A 26193-nucleotide genomic window follows, 5' to 3' on the forward strand; every position below is an offset into this window, starting at 1 on the left:
CTGTAGTTTACATCACTTGAGTGTCTCACAAGTTGCTGAAAAAAATCGACAAAAAAAGCAGAACATTTTACGTTCTGCTAAGAGAGGCTAAAGGACAAACATAAAAAACTAACTGATAACACTCATTTCGTTAAGCATCGACTCAACAATACAATCTTTAGTGGCTGCCACAAAATTAGCGATATGCTGATTGCCCATGTGAACTTGCCATAATTCACGGCTTTGCCAGTTTTCATAAAACATAAAATGCGCTGGATTTGCATTATCTTGATGTAAATCGTAGTTAATACAGCCTTCTTCAGCACGAGTCACATCAACCAATTTCAATAATTCGGCTTTCACTAACTCGATTTTATCTGCTCTGGCGGTAATATTGGCAACGATAGTTAACTGAGACATGTTGAATCCTGTTTCAAATAAATAATATAAAATAAACAATCAAATCTAACGCAAACAATTAAAACCCTTCAAGTACAATCTTACCGATTGATTTGCCTGTTTCTAACGCTTGGTGCGCTGCGCGTAAGTTAGCGGCGTTAATTTCGCCCATGTGTTGGCCTAATGTGGTTTGAATATAACCCTGATCAACAAGATCTGCGACGCGATTGAGTAAGCGACTTTGCTCTTGCATGTCTGCCGCCTTAAACATTGAACGAGCAAACATAAACTCCCAGTGTAATGACAAACTCTTAAGCTTAAGTTTAGTGACATCCAGCGCTTGAGGATCATCAATCATGGCGATTTTACCAAAGGGTGCAAGCACTTCAGTGTAACTTTCAAAATAAGTGTCTGTGCTGTTTAAGCTTGCTACGTGCGTTACAGGCCCAATATTTAACGCCTCAATTTGCGCCGTCAGTGGCTTGGTGTGGTCAACAACATAATCTGCACCTAACTTTTTAACCCAATCGCTTGAGCTTTGGCGTGATGCGGTTGCAATAACAGTGGCTCCGGTAATGGCTTTCGCAATTTGGACAAAAATAGAACCCACACCACCCGCGGCGCCAACCACTAAAATCACTTCGTTAGATTTATCAGTTAAGCCAGGGCTTTGCTGTTTAATGGTTAAGTGCTCAAACAATAACTCCCATGCAGTGATAGCTGTTAAAGGTAACGCTGCGGCTTCTGCATTTGATAAGCTCTTAGGCTTCATACCCACTAAGCGTTCATCAACTAACTGATATTCAGCATTGCTACCAGGTCGGGTAATGTCGCCCGCATAATACACCACATCACCGGGTTTAAATTGACTTGCCTTGTCACCTGAAGCAATCACTTCGCCAACCGCGTCCCAACCAATCACTTTAACTTCCCCATCAGCAGGAGGCATGTTTAAGCGCACTTTATAATCGGCAGGATTGACTGCTATGGCGCTCACTTTAACCAATAAGTCATAACCTGTAGCAATAGGTTGCGCTAACGTGACATCGATTAATGATTCAGGGTTTGTGATAGGTAAAGACTGCTTATATCCAATGGCTTTCATAATGTGGTTCCTGTTGTGCAAATCGGCAAATGATGTTCAAACTGAATGGAACTATATTAGCGCTTGTTTTATCTCACATAAACAGCATAATAATTGAAACATTATCAATTAAAAATGGGCAATCATGCTTTTAGAAGACTTACAAGTGGTGATAAAAGTGGCTGAGTTTCGCAGTATTACCGCTGCTGCAACCAATTTAGACATGCGAACAGCCACAGCCAGTGCGGCTTTAAAGCGAGTTGAAGCCCATTTAGGTGCGGAGTTGTTTATTCGCACCACGCGTCAATTACGCTTATCGAGTGCAGGTGAAAAGTACATTCCGCAATGCGAACAAGCCATGTTGATGCTTGAGCAAGCCAAACAGAATATGAAAGGTGAGCTAGACATTGTTGACGGCGACTTACGGTTATCGGTGTCATCCGATTTGGGCCGTAATGTGGTTACCCCTTGGATTGACGACTTTATGGACACTCACTCAAAAGTGAGCTTACGTGTCAGCATTAGTGATACTAACGTTGATTTTTATCGAGATTCAGTCGACTTAGCACTACGTTACGGTTCACCTAATGATGCAAATTTATATGGGTTTAAAATTTGCAATGTGCCAAGGTTAATCTGCGCTTCACAAACGTATTTAGACCAATATGGCACACCTAAACACCCGCAAGATTTAGCCGAACATAATGCGCTACTGTATCAACTACAAAACTTAACCCACGACATATGGGAATTTAACCAGGGCGAAGACAGTATTAAAGTGAAAGTATCGGGCAATCGAGTCGCCAATGATGCTGACTTAGTCAGGCGTTGGTGTGTCAGCGGCAAAGGCATCGCCGCAAAATCATGCTTAGATTTAGCACATGATTTACTGGCCAATAACCTTGTTAGCATCATGTCAGACTACCAGGTCAAATCCACTGAATTGTGGTTAATATTTCCAAGCAGACAGTCCATCACCCCTGCCACTCGATTATTACGCGACATGCTCAAGCAGCAGACCCGCGCGTTGTTACAAAAATTAATCGCTAAAGGCATTTTAGATAAAAGCGTGTTGGATTAATCTTTATACCCAATCAGCATGGTCTGTGGCTATAAAGGTCAACAGTCACAGGCCATCAAAAAACCTAATGTGTCGCTTTATCACCCCAAATCTCTGCTAACCTTTTGTCTCTGCCGCAGTTCCAGCGATAAGCATTATATCTAATAGGGTTGTTTTTATAGTAATCCTGATGGTAACTCTCATCGCCTTTTATCGGATAAAATATCGACGTATTTAAAATAGGCGTAACCACTTTATTATTAGGAAACTGCTTTTCGACTTTGCTTTTAGACTGTTGTGCAATCGCTCTTTCAGTGTCGTTTGCCACAAAAATGGCACTTAAATAGCTCGAGCCTTTATCGCAAAATTGCCCTTGTGCATCAAAAGGGTCAATGTTAACCCAGTAATGTGCTAACAATTGTTCGTAGCTCACTTTGTTAGGGTCATAAGTGATTTCAACCGCTTCATAATGACCTCGGTGGTTACCGTTATAGATAGGGTCTTTAATGTTTCCGCCGGTAAATCCTGAAATCACATCAGTAACACCATCAAGCTTTTCAAAATCAGACTCCATACACCAGAAACATCCACCAGCCAAAATGGTTTTATCTGCAGTGGCATTAGACGCATAAGACAATAAACTTGCGGCCAAGATGGTTAACAATAATGTGCTTTTCATACACCCTCCTTTAATTTGTATCTATATCTATATTTGTATACTTACAGTATGTAATTAATGACATAAAAGTTCACTCTGACATTGACACTGTGCAATTCTTTTATCATACCAATTAACACCCTAAATTATTTCACTTTTGCTTTGAGCTTCTTTTTATACGGCTTTTTAAAACTCCGTTTTGGTGCCGCACTCGCGACACCTTGTAATGCCGAAGGTAACTGGCTCGATGCCTGGGTGATTAAACCATCTAACTGACTGAGTAATGGTTGCATAAAGGCATCGTACTTTAAGCGTTTTTGGCTGATGGCATCGAGGCTGTTTTCCCATAATGCAGTCATGTCGGGTGTGGTGGCCGAGTCTGGCAAACTACGTATTAAGCCAACGCCCACTGGCGTCGCTTTAATGGCTTTGCCCTGACGAACTAAATACCCGCGCTTAAACAGTAATTCAATTATGCCTGCACGGGTGGCCTCTGTGCCTAAACCATCGGTTTCTTTAAGGATTTTTTTAATGTTGCTATCTGTGACATAACGGCTAATGCCCGTCATGGCGCCTAATAAGGTGGCATCGGTAAAATGCTTTGGCGCTTGAGTCATTTTTTCTAATAATTCACCACGCTCACATTGGAGTATTTGGCCTTTTACCAGCGGCGGTAGCGACTGTACATTATCGTCGTCATCGTCATTGTTGTTTGAATGATTACTGCTTTGGTTTGCAGTTGTTCGCTTGAACAATTGCTTCCAACCTAACGTTTTATCTTGGCGCGCTTTGGTGGTAAATAAGCCGCCAGCAATGGTCACTTCAACGGCGGTTTCTGCATACACATAAGCGGGATAAAATTGTGCGAGATATTGGCGAGCCACATGCTGATACAACTTAGCTTCGTTACTTGATAATGCTGATAAATTAGCCACTTTTTCGGTGGGCACGATTGCATGGTGAGCATCGACTTTAGAGTCATCCCAGGCTTTCGATTTAAGCTTAGCATTTGGCGCATCGCAGCCTTCAACTAACCCAGAAGCGCCTTTAAGCACGGCATCTAATACTTTGGGGGCTAATGCAAGTTGATCTTTGGGCAAATAACGGCTGTCTGAACGTGGGTAAGTAATGAGCTTATGGCGCTCATACAAACTCTGACAAGTGTCTAGCACTTCTTTAGCTGACAAGCCAAAACGTTTAGCAGCATCGATTTGCAGTGCAGATAAACTGTAAGGCAATGGCGGATTTTGACGCTTGTCTTTGGCTTCTAATTTAGTCACTTCAGCCGGTTTGCCATTAATACGAGCAACCACATTCTCGGCTAACCCTTTGGCTAATACTCTGCCATCTTCGTCCATATAAGGTTGGCATGCATCGCTCGGTTTCCATTTGGCCGTAAAAGCGTGTTGTTGGTCGGTCAATAAGTGGGCTAACACCTCATAAAATGCTTTAGGAATAAAATCAGCAATTTCATCATCACGGCGCACCACTAAACCGAGTAAAGGCGTTTGAACTCGGCCAACCGACAACACACCTTGATAGCCGACTTTGCGCCCTTGAATAGTATACGCGCGCGTCATGTTCATGCCGTATAACCAATCTGCGCGGCTGCGTGCTAATGCCGAGGTTGATAACGGCACAAACTCACGGTTACTTCGTAACTGCCCTAGCGCGCGTTTTACGGCTTGCGGGTTTAAATCGCTAATCAATAATCGCTGAACTTGATTGAGTTTGTCGCCTTTTACGCCGAGATATGAAATCACTTCATCGACTAAAAGTTGTCCTTCTCTGTCGGGATCGCCCGCGTTGATAATTGATGATGCTTGCTTAACCAGTTTACGCAACACGGTCAGTTGGCTGCGGGTTTTAGGTTTTGGCTGTAGCTTCCAGGTTTGTGGCACTATGGGTAAATGTTCAAGTTTCCATGACTTAAACGCATCATCATAGGCATCTGGCTCAGCTTGTTCGAGCAAATGGCCAATACACCAGGACACACAATCCCCGTTGGCAGTAGTAATAAAACCATCACCTTTTTTATGAGGCTTTGGCAATACATCGGCAATAGCTCGGCCCAGACTGGGTTTTTCAGCAATATATAAAATCATAATCCATTATCAGGTCGCAAAGATTCAGTAAGCACAACCATAAATCGCGCCAGTTAACTGTATAAAATTACAGTATAGATTACCTGTAAATTTAACGTGCTGCAAATTGCATAGTATTGAGCGTAAAAATCATTACAATGCGGGTTTTATTTGTCTAAACGAATAATACCAATTCCACTAATTATCTGGTCATTCAGCGGGAATTCTGTGCCTTCTAGGCAAGTAATAGGATTGAAGACATAGTTGCTCTCGGCAACTGCTCCTGCGTTGCTCTACCTTCTGCATCCATGCAGTCGTACGACAAAATGCTATTAAGCAGCATAGAAGGCACAGAAACCCGCCTTGCAGGAGACACTCAGACCGTTCATTTCTTTGTTGCATTGTCTTAGAAGGGAATAACCATTATTTCAACAATGCGCCTCAAACTGAACAATCTGAGTGACTCTGATTGGTCACATAATTAATGGAATTGGTATAATATAATGAAACTTGGCCAGCGCTTAACTCAGCTCAATGACATGATCCCAACAGGCTATACGCACATTTGGGATTGTTGCTGCGATCATGGTTTATTGGGTGCGGCGTTATTATCAAGACAGGCGGCACCGACGATTCATTTTGTCGATATTGTGCCCAGCTTAATGCAACAATTAGAAGACAAGTTGCAACGCTTTTATCCGCGCCAATTCATTCCTCAATGGCATGTACATTGTATCGATGTCGCACAGATCCCCTTATCAGATTATCCAGAAACGCCACTGCCAGAAACGCCACTGGTTGTTATCGCAGGCGTGGGTGGAGATTTGATGATCGAGCTTGTTAATTCAATTTGCCGCAATAACCCTGAACTGCAAATTGATTTTATGCTCTGCCCAGTGCACCACCAGTACGAATTACGCCAGCAGCTTATCAAGCTTGAATGTCGTTTAATTGATGAGAAATTGCTTGAAGAAAATCGCCGCTTTTATGAGATTTTGTATGTATCTCGCAACAAAGTAGACTCGGCAATAGCAACGCCCCTAGCAACCTCGCCAATAAGCCCGGTGGGCGGGAAAATGTGGCAATGCAGCTCCGAAGCGCAACGCGATATTGCTCAGCGTTATTTAAATAAAGTGCTGACACATTATCAAAAGATAAGTCTGTCTAATCCCCAAAAAGCAGCACAAGCGCTACAAGACTATCAAACGATTTTTTTGTAAATATTCGAGTTGATGTAGCTTAAAAGCCTAAAGCTAACACAAGTGTCCTGATCAACTTTGTTACTGGACGACGTAAAGAAAAACAACACCTGGATCCCGGCTCAACAGCACTGCCGGGACGACGTAGAGAAACTAGCATCTTGGTCGCGACTCAACAGCATTGCCGGGACGACGTAAAGAAACTAACATCCTGGCCGCGGCTCAACATCATTGCAGGAACGACGTATTTTTATGCCGTCATCCCTGAGATCTTTTATCAGGAATCCAGGTGTTGCTGTTGATTTCACTTAACAGCCAAAAAACAACACCTGGATCCCGGCTCAACAGCATTGCCGGGACGACGTAAAGAAACTAGCATCTTGGTCGCGACTCAACATCATTGCAGGAATGACGTATTTTTATGCCGTCATCCCTGAGATCTGTTATCAGGGATCCAGGTGTTGCTATTGATTTAGGTTTTAGGTTTTAGGTTTTAGGTTTTAGGTTTTAGGTTTTAGGTTTTAGGTTTTAGGTTTTAGGTTTTAGATTTTAGATTTTAGCATGGTGAGCCTTTTAACACCCATAAAAAAACCAGCATTTTCATGCTGGTTTGTTCGCTCACAAAATCTGGGTTAACTTATGGATGACACTCGTTGTGCATTTCTAAGTTAGTGCCGATGTCTTTGCTGCGGTTGGCTTTGGCGTCGTCATTACGCAACTGAGTCAAGTGGTCTAGATATTCTTGATTCACGTCATTGGTAATATAGTGACCGTCAAACACTGACGTTTCGAAACGCATAATTTCAGGATTTTCCATTCTTACCGCTTCAATTAAGTCGCTTAAGTCTTGGAAAATAATGCCGTCGGCACCAATGATTTTAGCGATTTCATCTGCGTCACGACCATGAGCAATAAGCTCATTAGAAGTCGGCATGTCGATACCGTACACGTTCGGGAAACGAATTTCAGGTGCCGCTGATGCAAAGTACACTTTCTTCGCGCCTGCTTCACGTGCCATTTCGATAATCTGTTCTGACGTGGTACCACGCACAATAGAATCATCGACTAATAACACGTTTTTACCTTTAAATTCGGTATTAATCGCGTTGAGCTTACGACGTACAGACTTTTTACGCTCTTGCTGACCCGGCATAATAAACGTACGGCCAATATAGCGGTTTTTAACAAAACCTTGACGGTACGGCAAGTCCATACAACGTGCGATTTCTAATGCGATGTCGCACGAGGTTTCTGGAATAGGAATAACCACATCAATGTCATGATCTTCCCATTCTTTCTTAATCTTTTCACCTAACTTAGCACCCATGTTTACGCGGCTTGCATAAACTGACACTTTGTCGATGCTTGAATCTGGACGGGCAAAGTACACAAATTCAAAAATACACGGTGCATAACTTGGGTCGACAGCACATTGGCGAGTAAATAACTGACCATCAAGTGAAATGTAAATCGCTTCACCTGGTGCAACATCGCGCATCACTTCAAAGCCAACGGCGTCTAAAGCAACACTTTCAGACGCGACCATGTACTCAGTACCCGTCGCCGTTTCGTGTTTACCCAACACTAAAGGACGAATACCAAATGGGTCACGAAATGCAACTAGGCCCTGGCCAATAATCATTGCGACTACCGCATAAGCACCACGGGTTTGGGCGTGGACTTTGGCTACGGCATCAAACACTTCGTCAGCACTTAATGACAAGCTACGCGTTTCTTGTAGTTCGTCTGCTAATAAGTTGAGTAAGATTTCTGAGTCAGATGTGGTGTTCACATGACGGCGTTTTGTAACTAGGCTTTCAGCTAACTCAATCGTGTTGGTTAAGTTACCGTTATGCGCTAACGAGATACCAAACGGAGAGTTAACATAAAACGGCTGAGCTTCAGAAGCACTAGAGCTACCCGCGGTAGGATAACGCACATGACCAATGCCAGCATTGCCTTGTAAACGTTGCATGTGTTTAGGTTCAAACACATCTTTAACCAAGCCATTCGCTTTACGTAAACGAAACGCATTGATGTCTACAGTCACAATACCTGCAGCATCTTGTCCACGATGTTGAAGCACAGTCAGCGCATCATAAATGGTTTGGTTAACTGTTGATTTTCCTACTATTCCGACGATACCACACATGGGTAAGGTTCCTCACTGTAAGGTGTTCTATGTTTATAATTATATTTTGGGTACAAAGCTTGAGGTGTTTTCGAGATAGTCAAAAAACCACTGAATAACCACGCCAAATTCGGGTACAAGTACTGAGTCTTTCCACCAAGCGGTGTCTGGAAATGCAGTAAATGCATCCATAAAGAACAGTAATGCACTAACTATCAAGGCGCCACGGATGGCACCAAAGCACAAACCTAATATTCGGTCTGTGCCTGACAAGCCAGTTTTAGACACCAACTGACCTAATAAATAATTGACTAATGCCCCTAGGATCAGGGTAACGACAAACAGAATGGCAATCGCGACACCGTTTCTAACTAACTCGTCCTGCATTTGAGTTAAATGCGCAGCAAGATCGAGATAAAACTGGCTAGCGATAAAGAAAGCGGCAAACCAAACCACAAGTGACATGGCTTCTTTTGCGAATCCGCGGATCAAACTAATAATAGTTGATAACCCGATAATGATAATAATTGCGTAATCAATCCAAACCATGAAAATGGGGATCCGGTATAGGGTTCAAGACGGCGCGATTCTAACAGAGACTGAGATGTTTCTCACCCCTGATTGTTCAAATTATTCATGCGTGATTGCGAACAATCAATTTGCTAATTTCAACCACGCAACTGTACTGCCGTCTGAACGAGTTATTGTTCTTGAGGATTGTAGGCAATGATCTTGCCCTTTAATCCAGTTAATTTGAAAATGGGGTCTTGGCGTGCTTTAAGCTTCGACTCAGAAACTTCAGGGCCAACAAACACTCGAGTTAACCTGCCATCGACAGGTTTGGCTGGCAATGTGTAGGCCGTGAACCCCGCTTTACGCAACTGAGCAATCAATGCACTGACATTGGCAGCGTTGTTAAATCCACCTAGCTGTAGAGTAAAGCCGGCTGTAATGGCGGTTTTTACCGGCGCTTTAGCTTGAGCAACCACTTTAACGGGTTCAGTTTTAGGTTGAGTTTTAGCCGGCACTGCTTGAACAGGTTTACTTTCAACCTTTTTAGCGACCGCTTCAGGCTCTTCAGTACCGAGCTCAACCACATCACTGCCCAAGTCTTGCGGCTCAGCTATGGTTAGCACCTGAAACTCTTCAACCGTGTCTTCGGCCGGTTTAGTTGCTTGAGTGTTATTTGAATTATTGTGACTCTTGGCTAATGGCCGTAATGGAATTTCAGTAAATTCCTCAACCACTTGAGTTTTTTTACCATCCAATAAGTCGGGTAAAAAAATCACCCCTAACGCGACAAGCACAATGGTGCCCACCAAACGATTTTGAAATTGACGATTCAAAGCGAATTCCCTTTTAAAATAATGCTCTATCGAACTTAAACTCACTAGTCAGTAGTCACTAATCAGTAACTGACCAATAATGAGCTAAAAAGACTTACACAGCCTTAAAACCTGCAACAGTATAAAAAGAACCAAACACAATAACCACATCGTCTTTGGATATTGACTGCTGCATTCCCTGCCAAGCGCTAGCGATATCGTTATATTGTACGGCAGTTGCACGGCTATTATCATCTGGTAATGTTTGATATAGCAGCTCAGCTGACGCACCACGAGGGTTGTCTAACCCAACTAAATGCCACTGGTTAATCTGTGGTGCTAATTGTGCCAGTACAGCCTTGATATCTTTGTCTTTTAACATGCCACACAATGCCACAATACGTCGGCCTTGATAAGCCTGTAATTGCTTTGCTAAATACCGAGCGGCGTGGGGATTATGGGCAACGTCAAGTAACACCAAAGGTTGCTGACTCACTTGCTCTAAGCGCCCAGCAAGTTGCGCATTGACCAAACCATCACTAATTTGTTGCTGAGTAATTGTGGGCCAAACCTGGCTCACTAAAGCAACAACACTAGCTGCATTCGGTAACGGTAAACGCGGTACCGGTAAGTTGTCATAATGATGTTGTTTCGATTTAAAATGCCATGTTGCCGCATCCGTTGGAGAAACATGGTAATCAAATTCAAAACCCACCCGATACAGTTCCGTTTGCATGTATTCAGCGTAATCTTTAACTGATTGAGGTAACTCAGGCTCACCCACTACCGCAATGCAATGCGGCCTAAAAACCCCGGCTTTTTCACGGCCGACTAATTCACGGGTGTCACCAAGATACTCTTGATGATCAAGGTCAATAGAGGTCAGTATTACAGCATTTGAATCAATAATATTGGTTGCGTCTAAACGACCACCTAATCCAACCTCAAGAATGGCCACATCCACGTTGGCAGCCTTAAATAAATATAAGCCCGCTAAGGTCGCGTATTCAAAAAAAGTCAGTGAAATATCTGCTCTAGCGGCTTCAATGGCACAAAATGCCTCAATAAGAGATGCATCACTGGCATCTTGCTGATTAATACGCACTCGCTCGTTGTAACGCAATAGATGTGGCGAGCTATACACGCCCACAGTTAAACCCGATTGGCGCAAAATAGACTCAAGCATAGCGCAACTGGTGCCCTTGCCGTTTGTGCCCGCCACAGTAATCACTTTTGTTGGCGCTAATGCTAATAATGCTAAACGCTTAGCCACTTGTTCAACACGAGTCAGCCCCATGTCAATTTCACTTGGGTGGATAGCCAATAAATAGTCTAGCCATTGGTCTAAACTCGATTGCAGGTTAGGAACATGCATTTCATTAATAGCCGACATATAACATCTCACTTTGTTTGACAGACGCTTAACTTAATCCAACATAAACAATGGCCCAAGAGCCAATTTAGGGATTTGATATTGCTCTGGATATGTCACATCGACTAGATACAAACCATTGGGCTTTGCGGTTGCCGCAGCTTGATTGCGATCTTTTAATGCCAATAATTCACTTATCCAGTTGATAGGTTGATTACCTAAACCAATTTCAAGTAACGACCCAACAATGTTGCGTACCATATGATGTAAAAATGCATTGGCTTGAATATCAACCATCACATACATGCCTTGGCGCGTGACATTGACTTTGTGAACGTTACGAAACGGAGTGTTTGACTGGCATTGCACCGCACGAAAACTGGTAAAGTCGTGCTCACCCAAGAGTAATTGTGCTGCTTGATGCATTAATGTTTCATCAATATCGCCGTGATAATGGCTCACACCTGAGCGTAAAATGCCCGGGCGCAGTTGGTGATTGTAAATCACATAACGATAACGCCGAGCGGTTGCACTAAAACGTGCATGAAAACTGTCGTCGACTTCTTTAGCCCAGCGCACGGCAATACTGTCGGGTAAATTGGCATTAATACCCAATGTCCAGGCGGTTAATGGCCGGTCTGCTGTAGTGTCAAAATGCACTACCTGGCCTGTACCATGCACACCCGAATCGGTTCGGCCTGCACAAAAAACCTCTATGGGTTCATTTGCCACATAAGTTAACGCTTTTTCAAGCTGAGCTTGCACTGAATCGACATCCGCCTGGCGTTGCCAACCGAAAAAACCACTTCCATCATATTCAATACCTAACGCAACCCGCATAACAATTTCCTCTACTCATTAATGGCGCGAAGTTTATACCAATTTGCACCATTATGAAATTGGATATAGGCACTCTTGCCGACTCTAATGAATAGATAAGTAAATGACATGATAGCGCCCTACTTTCAAACTTATCCCCAATCAACCTGAATATTCTCGATTTCAACAAGAATTGATACGCATTTACGCAAGAGATGACGTGCGGGTGGAGTAATCTTGATACTCAAAAGAAACACCTGGATACCTGATACAAGCACTCAGGGATGACGTGCGGGTGGAGCAGCCAGAAACAGCCACTACTCCGTCATTTGCTCATTCTTATTCAGTTGACGCCCACTACTCCGTCATTTGTTCATTTGAATACGAAATGACGCCCACTACTACGTCGTTCCGGCAACGCTGTTGAGCCGGAATCCAGGTGGTGGCTTTAAATATTCAAGAAAGGTCAAAAGAAACACCTGGATCCCTGATACAAGATCTCAGGGATGACGAATAAAAAGATGACGGCTAAAGGCCAAAAGAAACATCACCTACTACGTCGTTCCGGCAACGCTGTTGAGCCGGAACCCAGGTGTTGGCTTTTAATATCCAAGATAAAAGTCAAAAGAAACACCTGGATCCCTGTTACAAGCACTCAGGGATGACGTACGGTTGGGGCCAAGCTTTACCTAGAACCTAGAAGGACGAAGTCCGCGCTTGGCGAGCTTGCGAGCTCCTAGAACCTTAAATCTAAGAAACACCTGGATCCCTGATATAAGCACTCAGGGATGACGGGCGGGTAGAGAAACACCTTGATCCACGATACAAGCACTAGAGGATGACATAAGCACTTATTTTAAATAAAAAAACGGCGCAGATAGCTGCGCCGTTTAATCAATTGAACCTCAACACGTTAATGGCTAACGAAAACCTTTAAGTAAGTTTGCCGCTTCTGCTTGTTGGCGATCGTTGCCGTCTATTTGGACTTCTTTCAACAATGCTTTGGCACTATCTTGATCTTCAATTTCAATATAAGCCCGGGCTAGGTCTAATTTTGCATTAACCGAGTTTTCTTCATCATCAACATCAATCATATCGGCATTGCCAATTAACGAGTTCACTTCGCCCATATCAACATCAACGTCTTTGTACTGATCGGTTTTATCGTCGTCTTCGTCGGCATCGTTTAATAGTTTATCGATATCGATATAACCATTCTCACGCTCAAAACTCATTAGGTCGTCATCACTGACACTAAACTGAGGTGTTCTACTGCGCTCTTTTTCATCAAGTGCAGCCAATGCCTCATCAACCGTTAAATTATCGTCGCTCAGAATATATTCATCTTCTGAGGTGTAATCGTCACCGTCGTCATCGTTTAATGACTGTGAAAATGCAGCCAGTAAGTCATCATCACTCACATTCGGTTCAGCTTCTTGCTCATCCACTGCGGTTTCTGCCGCTTTAAGCAAGTCGCTTTCCCAATCGAGTATGGCAGGCTTTGGCTTATTGGCTTTTAAATCATTAAAAAAGCCAGAGTCTTTGTTTGCTTTTGCTGCGCCTTGAGTGTGTTCTTCTTTAAGCTGGTCATTGGCATTTTTTACATCATCGTTTGTGCTGAGTGCATCGATAGATACATCATCATCGCCCATTGTTGCGAGAAGCGCATTCAATTCATCTTCTGATGTGTCATCGTTTTCATCATCAGAGTTGTCTGAATCGTCATCGAGAGTAAACGTTAATCCGTCATCGTCATTGTTGCTTTCAAGGTCAGACCCAAGCTCAGTTTCAACATTACTTTCAATTGCATCACTGGTCTCTTCACGACTGTCATCGTCGTCACTCTGCGCCAATAACGCATCAAGCTCTGCATCAAAAAACGCCTTGTCACTATCGTCAACTAACGCGGCAGGCTTACTGTTGTCAGTGCCGTTGTCTGTGCTGTCATCGATTGTGTTTTCTGCTCTGTTTAAATCGAGATCATTTAAGTATTCATCAAGCTCATTAAACAAATCTTCGTCGTCAATATCGGCAGAGTCTTCGGCATCAAGTTGCACACCAGGGTCATTTACTGGCGTGGCATATTCATCTTCAATGTCTTGTTCAAAACTGGCGAGTAACGCATCAGTATCATCGTCAAGCGGCGGCGTGCTCTCTAATGAACGGTCTAACGCTTCATCAGTTTCTTCTCGTTCTGGCTGTTCTAACTCTAGCTCAGCCTCTTCTAGTTCTAGATCTGGTTCTTCAAGCTCTGATTCAGGTGCAACACCTTGAGCATTCTCAAGGCTATTGGCATCAACAACGGACTCTTCTTCACTAAGCGGCTCGAGCAGTGATGCCATTTCTGGCTCATTAAAGCTTGCTAACAAAGCATCAATATCATCGTCGCTGCTGTTCATCAGGTTTGCGGCGGTGTTACTTTCATCATCTTCTAGCTCTGCGGCTAATTGCGCTGCAACGTCATCTTCGTCGCTGTCTGTATCATTGTCAGAATCAGTATCGGTCTCATAATCGAGGCTCGTTAACTTATCGGTATGTTCAACAAGCGGCTCATTTAAGCTGGCCAAAAGCGCATCAATGTCGTCATCAGTCTCAACGTCATTGCTGTGGTTATTTGAACCGTCATCTGAATCATCTTCGAGCTCTGCTGCTATTTGCGCTGCTAAATCTTGCGCTTCAGACAAAGCAGAATCATCCGCTTCAGGGTTAATATCCGCAATAGTGGATTCAATAACAGGCTCATTTAAACTCGCCAATAATGCATCAATATCCTCGTCAGACTCAGCTTGTTGCGTGTCTTCATCACCCTGTTCATCTTGAAGCTCTGCGGCGATTAATGCAGCCAAATCATCGTCAGCATTAACAGTTTCGCTATTTAGCGGCGATATAGGGGCATCTTCATCGCTATCATTAGTTGGCGTAACGGCTAAACCGGCTAATAACGCATCAATGTCTTCATCGCTTGACGGCTGATCATCGCTATTTTCTAGCTCAAGCTCAGCTAATAATTCATCGGCATCCGATGTTAAAGTTTCATCGTTTTCAGTAATATCATCAACCGACGCTACCGCATCTAACGCTTCTGACTCTGTGCTGTCAGATTCTGTTTCTGCTGGCATATCAAATTCAGCGAGTAACGAATCGATGTCATCGTCGTTTGATACAGACTCTTGATCTTCAGGTTCAGCTGTTTCAGGCTCAGTAATTTCAGACTTAGGCTCTGCTGGCATATCAAATTCAGCTAATAACGAATCGATATCATCGTCGTTTGATACGCTTTCTTCAGGTTCGACGGTTTGAGGCTCAGCAATTGCAGACTCAGATTCTGCTGGCATATCAAATTCAGCCAATAGCGAATCAATGTCATCATCGTTTGATACCGTTTCTTGAGCTTTTGCTTCAGGTTCGACAGTTTCAGGCTCAACTATTTCTGACTTAGGCTCTGCTGGCATATCAAATTCAGCGAGTAGCGAATCAATGTCATCGTCGTTTGATACACTTTCTGCAGGCTCGACGGTTTCAGGCTCAGCGATTTCTGACTTAGGCTCTACTGGCATATCAGATTCGACGGATTCAGGCTCAGCGATTTCTGGCTTAGGCTCTGCTGGCATATCAAATTCAGCGAGTAGCGAATCAATATCATCGTCATTTGATACGCTTTCTTCAGGTTCGACGGTTTCAGGCTCAGTAATTTCAGACTTAGGCTCTGCTGGCATATCAAATTCAGCGAGTAACGAATCAATGTCATCGTCGTTTGATACACTTTCTTCAGGCTCGACTGTTTCAGGCTCCGCGATTTCAGACTTAGGTTCTGCTGGCATATCAAATTCAGCCAACAGCGAATCGATATCGTCGTCGTTTGATACGCTTTCTTCAGGCTCAGCAATTTCAGGCTTAGGTTCTGCAGGCATATCAAATTCAGCGAGCAGCGAATCGATATCATTTTCTGCTGAGGCATCAAGTAGGTCATTATCTGTGCTGTCGCTATCAAAGTCGGCGAGTAAGCTGTCTAAATCATCTTCAGGTGCAGGAGTGGTAATCGTTGCAGCAGGTGCTGCATCTAAACCCGCTAATAAACTGTCGAGATCGTCATCATCTTCAAGAGGTTCAAGCTCAGAGTCTTGATCTTCCATCGCCTCTGCCCAAAGATCATCAAGAGATGAGCCTTCGTCATCTTCTGCTTCATCATCTTCACCAATAAACATGTCTGATGCCATGTCCATTTCGCCATCATTGCCCAGTGACACTTCAGGTTGTAAATCAACGCTGTCTAAATCTAATAAATCATCAATTGATTCATCGTCATCTGAGTCGAGGTGAATAACCATCTCGTCAGCATTATCGTCTTCATCGACCACAGGAGCAGTAGATTGCTTAGCAACGGTTTCGGTTTGTGGCGTGTCTTCTGCAGTAGCTTGTTTATTATTTTTACGGCGAGTCAATAACCAAAATAATAAGCCAAATAACAATAACAAAGGCACAGATGCAGCCACTATCAGCATTAATGTGTTGTCCATTAAGCTGCGCCAAAAGTCTGCTGGCTCTTCAACTACAGGTTCAACGTTACCCACTTGCTGCAATAGCTTTTCGTATTCTATGGTGAGTTTGTCGTGTTTTTCGTTTAACAGTTGTAAATCTTCTTCAAGCGATGAAATATTTAACGACATCTGGCCGATTTTATTCTTCAGCACTTGATTGTCATTGTTACTGATCATCAAATCGTCTTGAGCGCGTGCAAGCTCATCGGTCAGCATTAGCGCTTTGGCATTGGCTTTATCGAGTACCGAATTTAGATCGTTTACTTCTGTGGCATTGGCTGGCTTTATTGCTTGGGTTGGTGCTTCAACGGTAGGTGTTTGTTGTACTATTTGCAGCGGTTTATCAGCATTAGGCTTTTTAACCACTTCAATAATTGCTGGCGGCTTGGTCACTACGGGTTTAGGTGTCACAACTCTAGGCGGTGGGGTTTGGCGAGTCACGCGGCGATCATCTTGCTCTGCACGGCGGCGAGCGACATTATCAGGAATGGCAGCCATAACATCGGCAGACGGGATTAATAAAATCATCCCACGTTCTAAGGTATTGTAATTATTACCACTAAAGGCATGTGGGTTGGCGTCAAACAATGCTGCCATGACCTGATAAACACTCACACGGTCATTAGGACGAACTTTTTGGGCAATACTCCAGAAAGTGTCTCTAGAGGTAGTAGGACCGTATTGACGTTTAGCTTGCTGTTTAACCTCGCCATTAGGGCCGGTTATTTTTAGTGTTTCTGCCTGAGCAGAATCAATAAGCTGTAAACTGGTTAAGCCAACGGTCGTACAGGCAATTAAACCCAAAATATAAGAAGTACGCAAAGTCATCCAATCCTTCCCTTTAAGCGCTATTGAGTTACCATCATGGCAACAGGCTGTAGGCAATTTTTATCGTTAGTATTTATACCCAATCAACCTGAAGCAGCTCGATTTCAGCAAGAATTTACACGCGTTTTGGCAAAAAACGATTGCGGGTAATGGTTATTCCCTTTCTAAAATCAATAACACAGCATAAACGCGTGTAAAACTTGCCCTTTGGGAGTTTCACCGTGTTCCCACTACGTTGTTGCGCTAAATTATAAGGTACCTACATTACTGCATTAACGCGCCTAGTATTGAAAACACGGTGAAGCTCTGAAACATGCATCATCAAGTAGATTGGGTATATGTCATCACTATATCAAATCACATCGGTTTGGCGCTAACTTTTGCACTTAAAAAAGCAGTATAGATGTTAAAAATGATACGTTTACGACTATAAACTAGATCCGCCACCCCTGCTACTACTGGCGCAAGTAAAACAAAAAAAGCCTGCTAGCTGCAGGCTTTTTAAACTAAATCACTTAATGATTAATAGATTAGCATTGAGCAACGCTCAATTAATAGTAATCTCTAATCAAAATTTCAGCGATTTGAACACTGTTTAATGCCGCACCCTTACGAATGTTATCGGCAGTAACCCATAAATTTATACCATGAGAATGAGAAATATCTTTACGGATACGCCCTACATACACAGGATCATTGCCGGCAGCTTCAGTAACCGCAGTTGGGTACTCGTCGTCGCTTTCAAATAATTCAACACCTGGAGCATCACGTAAAACCGCTTTAACATCTTCTGCATCAACAGGTTGGCGAGTTTCAATATGGATCGCTTCAGAGTGACCATAAAAAACAGGTACGCGAACGGCTGTTGGATTAACCACGATTTCGTCGTCACCAAAAATCTTCTGCGTTTCCCACACCATTTTCATTTCTTCTTTGGTGTAGCCATTTTCCATAAACATGTCGATTTGCGGTAATACGTTAAACGCAATTTGTTTTGGATAAACAGTCGGTTCAATAGGCAAACCTTGAAGCAGCTTAGCGCATTGACCCGCTAATTCTTCAATGGCTTTTTTGCCCGTACCAGACACAGACTGATATGTAGCCACGTTAATACGTGAAATGCCAAACGCATCATAAATGGGTTTTAGTGCAACCAACATCTGAATAGTTGAACAATTTGGGTTAGCTATAATATTGCGATTACGGAAATCAGCAATGGCTTCTGGATTCACTTCTGGGATCACTAAAGGCACATCGATGTCGTAACGAAAATGTGAAGTGTTATCGATAACAACACAGCCCGCTTCACCCGCAATTGGCGCCCATTTAGCAGACACATCGCCACCAGCTGAAAAGAAACCAATTTGAGCCTGGCTCCAATCAAACGTTTCTACGTCAAGAATTTCAACTTGTTTACCGTGAAAACTGACCGTTTCGCCAGCACTGCGACTGCTCGCTAATGGAAACAACTTAGCAACCGGAAAATTACGCTGCTCGAGGATCTCAATCATAGTTTGACCCACTGCGCCCGATGCACCTAAAACGACTACATTAAATTCCTGAGACATAATTAACGCTCGACTCCTATTATCCAGTTTGAACAATCAATCTACCCTAGTTTAGTGATGCTTTGCTAGGGTTAATGTATTAAAAAGACCTGCTTTGTAGTGATTTTTTCTCAACTGGGTAAATATCGTTACTTTTAAGCCTTAAATGGCTATTTACAGGCTTATTCACTCATAAAATTAGTCTTGGCTAAATCAATTAAAGCCTAACGCAGTCAGCATAGTTTGATTAATAGCGCCACGTTGCTCAGCTAATTGCATTTGAGTTAATGAAATCGCACTGTATTCACGACGATAAGTATGTTGTTTACGCATTAAATCAAAGCCAGATGGGGTGTTAAAACAACCACGGAATTTTCGATCATCGTCACGTAAGTCATACACCAAACGCGACAAAGACAATAACTGCGCTTCGCTCAACGCTGTTTGAATGACTATTTGGTTAAACTGAAAAGTCGGCAACAAACTGGTTAACGACTTAGTCGCTTCAATGCCCAGCACGGCGCATAACTTTTGATACAACATAAAGGTGCCGCGCGCCTTTCCTTCTAAACTGTAGCCAGCAATGTGCGGAGTCGCAAATTCCGCTAACGCAACTAACTCAGGCATCGGATGTGGCTCACCTTCCCACACATCTAATACCAGTTTTACATCGTCGCGTTGCTGCTTAAACTTAATCAATGCTCGATTATCAATGACTTCACCGCGGCAACAGTTAAGTAACCAGGTATTGGGTTTTAATTGGTTTAAGCGTGCTTCATCAAATAAGTACCAGGTTTTATGCTCGCCGTCTTTAGTGATAGGTACATGAAGGCTAATAATGTCAGCCTGAGCAATTAGCGTATCAAGCGAGACAAATTCACGGCTATCGCCTTGCTCAGCTTTTACAGGATCGCAAAGCAACACTTGCAAACCATACGCTTGCAAACACTTAGCCGCCGCAGTACCGGTATTGCCCGCACCAACAATCCCCACAACTTTACCTTGTAAAGATTCACCAAAGCGTTGTGCCAGCTCTAGCATGGCAATGAACGCATATTCACCCACAGCAGTGGCATTACAGCCCGGTGCGTTGGTAAATGGAATACCGCGCTGAGCAAGATAATCTACCGCCACATGATCGGTACCAATCGTCGCACTACCGACAAACTTAAGCTTGTGAGCATTTGTGAGTAATGCCGCATTCACTTTAGTCACAGAGCGCACTAACAACACATCAGCATCACGCACTTGCTCAGGCGTTAATGTGCGGCCATTCACATATTCAATCTCACCCAGGTCACCAAACAAGGCATCGACATAAGGCATATTTTCATCAGCAATTATTTTCATCGGGTATCTTATTGTCAGCGAATTTAACGACTTCACATCGCATTTTTATGGCCCGTATCTTATACCAAAGCCATAAATTGGACGAGAAAAACTGTCAGGCTTGAACGCTTCACTTACAGGCTAGAGGGATTAGGTGCTAGGTGCTAGGTGTTGCCCCACCGTTCGTCATCCCTGAATGCTTGTATCAGGGATCCAGGTGTTTCTTAGATTTAAGGTTCTAGGAGCTCGCAAGCTCGCCAAGCGCGGACTTCGTCCTTCTAGGTTCTAGGTAAAGCTTGGCCTCACCGTTCGTCATCCCTGAATGCTTGTATCAGGGATCCAGGTGTTTCTTAGATTTAAGGTTCTAGGAGCTCACAAGCTCGCCAAGCGCGGACTTCGTCCTTCTAGGTTCTAGGTAAAGCTTGGCCCCACTCGCACGTCATCCCTGAGTGCTTGTATCAGGGATCCAGGTGTTGCTGTTGACCTTGTGTAGAAGCGGAAAACCAACACCTGGATTCCGGCTCAACAGCATTGCCGGAACGACGTAGGAAAAATCAATGCTCTAAACTCTTAGTCCGTCATTTTTCGCCCGTCATCCCTGAGTGCTTGTATCAGGGATCCAGGTGTTTCTGTTGATCTTGTGTAGAAGCATAAAAGCAACACCTGGATTCCGGCTTAAAATCATTGCCGGAACGACGTAGGAAAAACCAATGCTTTAAACTCTTAGTCCGTCATTTTTCGCACGTCATCCCTGAGTGCTTGTATCAGGGATCCAGGTGTTGCTGTTGACCTTGTGTTAAAGCGGAAAAGCAGCACCTGGATTCCGGCTTAAAATCATTGCCGGAACGACGTAGTAGTGGGCGCTATTTGAATGCCCCACCCGTTCGTCATCCCTGAGTGTTTGTATCAGGGATCCAGGTGTTGCTGTTGACCTTGTGTAGAAGCGTAAAAGCAACACCTGGATTCCGGCTAAACAGCGTTGCCGGAACGACGTAGTAGTGGACATCATCTGAATACGAATGAGAACAAGATGTAATAGTGGGCGTCAACTGAATACGAATGAGCAAATGACGTAGTAGTGGCCGTTGCAGGTATGTCGAAGTACAAAAGCTTTTGCCCCACCCGTTCGTCATCTCTGAGTGCTTGTATCAGGGATCTAGGTGTTGCTGTTGACCTTGTGTAAAAGCATAAAACAACACCTGGATTCCGGCTCAACAGCATTGCCGGAACGACGGAGTAGTGGGCATCAACTGAATATGAATGAGCACACGACGTAGTAGTGGACATCATCTGAATACGAATGAGCAAATGACGTAGTAGTGGCCGTTGCAGGAATGTCGAAGTACAAAAACTTTTGCCCCACCCGTTCGTCATCCCTGAGTGCTTGTATCAGGGATCCAGGTGTTTCTTAGATTTAAGGTTCTAGGAGCTCGCAAGCTCGCCAAGTGCGGACGTCGTCCTTCTAGGTTCTAGGTAAAGCTTGGCCTCACCCGCTCGTCATCCCTGAGTGCTTGTATCAGGGATCCAGGTGTTTCCTTTGACCTTGTGTAGAAGCATAAAGCAACACCTGGATTCCGGCTTAAAATCGTTGCCGGAACGACGTAGTAGTGGGCATCAACTAAAGATGAATGAGTGCAACACCTGGGTTCCGGCTTAAAAGCATTGCCGGAATGACAAACTAAACACCTGGATTCCGGCTCAACAGCGTTGCCGGAACGACGTAAACCAAAAACGAAAGACAAAAAACAAAAAAGCCAGCGTTGTTTCCAATGCTGGCTTTCTTAAGTGCTGAGCAGACGAGGTTGCTAGTGCATATTATGCTTTGTACTTACGCATTACTAATGTTGCGTTAGTGCCACCAAAACCGAAGCTGTTGCTCATGATGGTGTTTAAGTCTGCCTTACGCATTTCTTGTACCACTGGCATGCCAGCGGCTTTTTCATCAAGGTTATCGATGTTAATGCTTGGGGCAATGAAGCTGTCTTCCATCATGATCATGCTATAAATCGCTTCATGAACACCTGCAGCACCTAAGGCGTGGCCGGTTAATGACTTGGTAGACGCAATAGCAGGCATGTTGTCGCCAAACACTTCACGTAGCGCTTCAAGTTCACGCATGTCACCCACAGGCGTTGACGTACCATGAGTGTTAATATAATCAATTGGCGCATCAACATCGGCAAGTGCCATTTGCATACAACGTACAGCACCTTCGCCAGACGGAGCAACCATGTCGTAACCATCAGATGTCGCACCGTAACCAATGATTTCGGCATAAATTTTCGCACCACGAGCAAGCGCATGCTCTAATTCTTCGACAACAACGATTCCGCCGCCACCAGAAATCACAAAACCATCACGGTCAGCATCATAGGTACGTGACGCTTTTTCTGGAGTGGCATTGTATTTAGTCGACAACGCACCCATTGCATCAAAGCCCATTGTTAACGTCCAATCAACTTCTTCAGCACCGCCAGCAAAAACCATATCTTGCTTACCCATTTGGATAAGTTCAACAGCGTGGCCAATACAATGTGCTGATGTTGCACAAGCTGAACTAATTGAATAGTTCACGCCCTTAATTTTGAATGGTGTAGCCAAACAAGCACTCGCAGTACTGGCCATAATACGTGGCACTATATACGGCCCAACACGTTTAACGCCTTTTTCACGTAACGTATCAGCTGCTTGAACCTGGTTTTTAGACGATGCACCACCCGTACCTGCAACTAAGCCAACACGGAAATTAGAATATTGTTCTTCAGTCAAATTAGCATCAGCAATCGCTTCTTGCATGGCTATATAAGCATAAGCAGCTGCATCGCCCATAAAGCGCAATGCTTTACGATCAATATGGTCAGCAGGGTTCAATTTAATATCACCCCATACTGTGCTGCGTAGTTGCATTTCTTCAAACTGTGCAGAGTGGGTAATACCGCTACGACCTGCTTTAAGTGACTCGGTCACTTCTTGCTTGTTATTACCGATACTTGAAACAACACCCATTCCGGTGATCACGACTCTTTTCATTTTTTTGCTATCCATTTGGTACATGTCGGTACTTAATTGCGGCAATCATAGCTGCTTTGAAGCAATTAAGTGGTCAGCTTTCCATAAACGCAGGTAAAATAATGCCAAGTTATGTGGCCTGAGTAAAATATTTTGAGTAAAAGCACTTTTTTATCTGCATCTGACACCCTACAACCTCAGCATAAAAGCCCATTGTTGGGTAATAATAGCGACGCTGACAATCAATATTATCAATCTGTACAGCAGTATATCGATACAGTATTGCAAACCAGTGACGCTCAACACAGTGCAAATAAACACACTCATTTACTCACCCTCGGACAATTTGGCTTTGCCGATGGTCATGAAATCCTCTTACTACAAGCTGCAATCGAGCATAAAAATCAGTATCAGCAAAACAATACCACAAATCGAGTGCATCTTATTGTATTTGCACAACAAGCTATCAATCGTCAGCAGCTTGAACAAACATGGTCACAGCAAGGGTTACTCAGCCCAGGCAATCCATTAGCGGTTCATGCTCAGGCACTGCTAAATACACAACTAGCAGCGATTAATGGTTGCCAGCGTTTCACACTTAATCATACACGCCTTACTATCGATGTATATTATGGCGACCCACTCAAGCAATTAAAAACCATTGCAACGCCAGAGTCACAAAAAATTCAGCATTGGTTTGCGCTACCCGATACGAGCCAAACTGACCTTAAGGATCACTATTTCAACTCAGCCGTTTTATGGCAATGTGGTCGCCTAAGTCATAATGATGCGAGTTTTTATGTTGCGGAAAATGTTGCGCCAAAGACGCCACTCACAGACACAGCGATACAAGCGATAAGCAAACAACTCAGCCAATGTGGATTTAATCCTCGCTCAGCCCATACGCAAATAGCACAAAACCCAATTGATGACATCGCCATTGCAGAGCGCCAGGCATTAAGCCACCAACTTAATCAACAGTTTGCCTATAACCCAACACCCAAGCACTTTAACGACAACCACCCTATTGCCATTATCGGTGGTGGTATTGCCGCCGCTAGCCTTGCGTTGTCACTGGCACAACGCGGTAAAAACAGTATAATTTACTGCAAAGACGCGCAATTAGGTCAAGGCGCATCGGGTAATAAGCAAGGCGCGATTTACCCATTACTCACACCCGAGAACGGGCCATTAAGTCAGTTTTTCCAACAAGCGTTTTTATTCAGTCGCCGCCAAATTGAGTCGTTAGTGAGTGATGGCTTTACTATTGGCCATCAATGGTGCGGTGTATTACACACAGGTTTTGATGAACGCAGTGAAACCAGATTAACCAAAATCATCGACGGTCAAGACTGGCCAGCCGAAATCGCGTTAGCGGTCGATAGCAAACACGCGAGCAAGCTCGCCAATCTCGATATCGACAAATCAGGCTTTTATTATCCACTTGGTGGCTGGGCTTGCCCGTTTGAATTTGCACAAGCAGCAATCGCCAAAGCACAAACGCTAGCTAGCGTAACGGTTGTCTATAATAGTCATATAAAGAAGATTGCAACGAGCCCGCAAGGTTGGCAACTGTTTACCGATGACGCCGAATTACCCATCGCAACACATCAACAATTAGTAGTCGCTTCTGGTGCACAACTTACCGATTACCCACAAACCAAACAACTTCAAATCACCGGATTTAGAGGCCAGGTGAGCCATGTCCCTGCACAAGGAGAATTGGCACAACTCTCTACCGTCATTTGTGCCAATGGATACTTAACCCCGCAACATCATCAATTACACTGTGTCGGCGCCAGTTATGTTAAAGACCCTAAACACTTAGCATTTTGCCCGCAAGAACAGCACGAAAATAGCTTGAAGATGAAGCAAAGCTTCCCAAATTCAAACTGGCCTAACGATATTGATGTTTCAAACAATGATGCCAGAGTCGGCGTAAGGATGGTCAGTCGCGACCACTTCCCAGTAATGGGATGCGCAACTGATGTTGAAGAGTTATTTAATCGATATGCTCTGCAGCAGCAATCAAAAGACAAACCAAGCCAATGGCAACGTTACTGGCAAACCACACCAGCACCTATTTATGACGGCTTATATGTTTTAGGCGGCCTAGGCTCACGCGGCCTAAGCTCAGGCCCACTGGTAGCAGAATGCCTCGCCGCAAACCTCTGCGGCGAACTGTCACCACTCAATCTGGAGTTACAAGCATTGCTCAGCCCCAATAGAATGTGGCTCCGCAAACTACTCAAAGGCAAAGCATTGATGTGAGTTTTAGGACAGAGATTCTAGGAACTCGCAAACTCGCCAGAGAGCGGACTTCGTCCTTCTAGTGACTAGATAACGGTATACAGAACGCTGCGCTTACGGTTTTTCGTACGTCGTTCCGGCAATACTGTTCAGCCGAAACGCAGGTGTACAGTCCGTCATTCCGGCAATGCTTTTGAGCCGGAATCCAGGTGTACAGTCAGTCGTTCCGGCAATGATTTTGAGCCGGAATCCAGGTGTACAGTCAGTCGTTCCGGCAGCGCTGTTGAGCCGGAATCCAGGTGTTAGCTTTTACGCACTTACACAAAGTCAAAAGAAACACCTGGATCCCTGATAAAAGATCTCAGGGATGACGTGCGGGTTGAGACCAAGCTACATCATTTACTCATTCGTATTAACATGACGTCCACTACTTCGTCGTTCCGGCAATGCCGTTAAGCCGGAATCCAGGTGTTAGCTTTTACTCTGTTACTTAAGGTCACAAGAAACACCTGGATCCCCGACTAAAGCACTCGAGGATGACGAAATGACAAGAAACACCTGGATCCCCGATTAAAGCAGTCG

Annotated in this window: 16 protein-coding genes; 3 read left to right on the top strand and 13 right to left on the bottom strand. The window is 44.0% G+C overall.

Annotated features, from left to right (window positions below):
- Positions 1–108: 108 nt before the first annotated feature.
- Complete coding sequence (locus ACROAE_RS09855) at positions 109–399, bottom strand: putative quinol monooxygenase (RefSeq protein WP_432401235.1); 291 nt, start codon at positions 397–399, stop codon at positions 109–111.
- 58 nt (positions 400–457) lie between these two features.
- Positions 458–1483, bottom strand: coding sequence for a zinc-binding alcohol dehydrogenase family protein (locus ACROAE_RS09860; protein ID WP_432401237.1), 1026 nt, complete (start codon positions 1481–1483; stop codon positions 458–460).
- A gap of 124 nt (positions 1484–1607) precedes the next feature.
- Between ACROAE_RS09860 and ACROAE_RS09865 the strand changes: the two genes are divergently transcribed.
- Complete coding sequence (locus tag ACROAE_RS09865) at positions 1608–2543, top strand: LysR family transcriptional regulator (RefSeq protein ID WP_432401239.1); 936 nt, start codon at positions 1608–1610, stop codon at positions 2541–2543.
- 64 nt (positions 2544–2607) lie between these two features.
- Here the strand turns inward: ACROAE_RS09865 and msrA are convergent, their stop codons facing one another.
- Together msrA and ACROAE_RS09875 are read right to left on the bottom strand one after the other, a co-directional pair.
- Positions 2608–3201 carry a peptide-methionine (S)-S-oxide reductase MsrA gene (gene msrA / locus ACROAE_RS09870; RefSeq protein ID WP_432401241.1) on the bottom strand — a complete coding sequence of 198 codons (594 nt, stop codon included), beginning with the start codon at positions 3199–3201 and terminating at the stop codon, positions 2608–2610.
- A 125-nt stretch (positions 3202–3326) separates the two neighbouring features.
- Complete coding sequence (locus tag ACROAE_RS09875; protein ID WP_432401243.1) at positions 3327–5285, bottom strand: DNA topoisomerase III; 1959 nt, start codon at positions 5283–5285, stop codon at positions 3327–3329.
- A 482-nt stretch (positions 5286–5767) separates the two neighbouring features.
- Here ACROAE_RS09875 and ACROAE_RS09880 point away from each other — a divergent pair, with 482 nt between their 5' ends.
- Positions 5768–6484, top strand: coding sequence for a tRNA (adenine(22)-N(1))-methyltransferase (locus ACROAE_RS09880; RefSeq protein ID WP_432401245.1), 717 nt, complete (start codon positions 5768–5770; stop codon positions 6482–6484).
- Positions 6485–7100: 616 nt separating this feature from the next.
- Here ACROAE_RS09880 and purF read toward each other — a convergent pair.
- The 9 genes from purF to fabB form a co-directional block, all read right to left on the bottom strand.
- Positions 7101–8615, bottom strand: coding sequence for an amidophosphoribosyltransferase (purF, locus tag ACROAE_RS09885; RefSeq protein WP_432401247.1), 1515 nt, complete (start codon positions 8613–8615; stop codon positions 7101–7103).
- Positions 8616–8654: 39 nt separating this feature from the next.
- Positions 8655–9143, bottom strand: coding sequence for a CvpA family protein (locus ACROAE_RS09890; RefSeq protein ID WP_432401249.1), 489 nt, complete (start codon positions 9141–9143; stop codon positions 8655–8657).
- A 152-nt stretch (positions 9144–9295) separates the two neighbouring features.
- Complete coding sequence (dedD, locus tag ACROAE_RS09895; protein ID WP_432401251.1) at positions 9296–9940, bottom strand: cell division protein DedD; 645 nt, start codon at positions 9938–9940, stop codon at positions 9296–9298.
- A 94-nt stretch (positions 9941–10034) separates the two neighbouring features.
- Positions 10035–11312: a bifunctional tetrahydrofolate synthase/dihydrofolate synthase gene (folC, locus tag ACROAE_RS09900; protein ID WP_432401253.1), complete on the bottom strand. Its 1278-nt coding sequence runs from the start codon at positions 11310–11312 to the stop codon at positions 10035–10037.
- Between the two features lie 33 nt (positions 11313–11345).
- Positions 11346–12131, bottom strand: coding sequence for a tRNA pseudouridine(38-40) synthase TruA (truA, locus tag ACROAE_RS09905; protein ID WP_432401255.1), 786 nt, complete (start codon positions 12129–12131; stop codon positions 11346–11348).
- Between the two features lie 899 nt (positions 12132–13030).
- Positions 13031–17476, bottom strand: a complete 4446-nt coding sequence (locus ACROAE_RS09910; protein ID WP_432401257.1) for a FimV/HubP family polar landmark protein — start codon at positions 17474–17476, stop codon at positions 13031–13033.
- A 551-nt stretch (positions 17477–18027) separates the two neighbouring features.
- A complete protein-coding gene (locus ACROAE_RS09915; RefSeq protein ID WP_432401259.1) occupies positions 18028–19044 on the bottom strand; it encodes an aspartate-semialdehyde dehydrogenase in 1017 nt (338 codons plus the stop codon).
- A gap of 192 nt (positions 19045–19236) precedes the next feature.
- Complete coding sequence (pdxB, locus tag ACROAE_RS09920; RefSeq protein WP_432401261.1) at positions 19237–20373, bottom strand: 4-phosphoerythronate dehydrogenase PdxB; 1137 nt, start codon at positions 20371–20373, stop codon at positions 19237–19239.
- Positions 20374–22167: 1794 nt separating this feature from the next.
- Positions 22168–23382 carry a beta-ketoacyl-ACP synthase I gene (gene fabB / locus ACROAE_RS09925; protein ID WP_432401542.1) on the bottom strand — a complete coding sequence of 405 codons (1215 nt, stop codon included), beginning with the start codon at positions 23380–23382 and terminating at the stop codon, positions 22168–22170.
- Positions 23383–23514: 132 nt separating this feature from the next.
- Here fabB and mnmC point away from each other — a divergent pair, with 132 nt between their 5' ends.
- Entirely contained in the window at positions 23515–25632 is a 2118-nt protein-coding gene (gene mnmC, locus ACROAE_RS09930) for an FAD-dependent 5-carboxymethylaminomethyl-2-thiouridine(34) oxidoreductase MnmC (RefSeq protein WP_432401263.1), read from the top strand.
- The last annotated feature ends 561 nt before the right edge of the window (positions 25633–26193 follow it).

It is taken from the genome of Shewanella sp. MF05960 (assembly GCF_050849305.1).
Classification (GTDB): domain Bacteria; phylum Pseudomonadota; class Gammaproteobacteria; order Enterobacterales; family Shewanellaceae; genus Shewanella.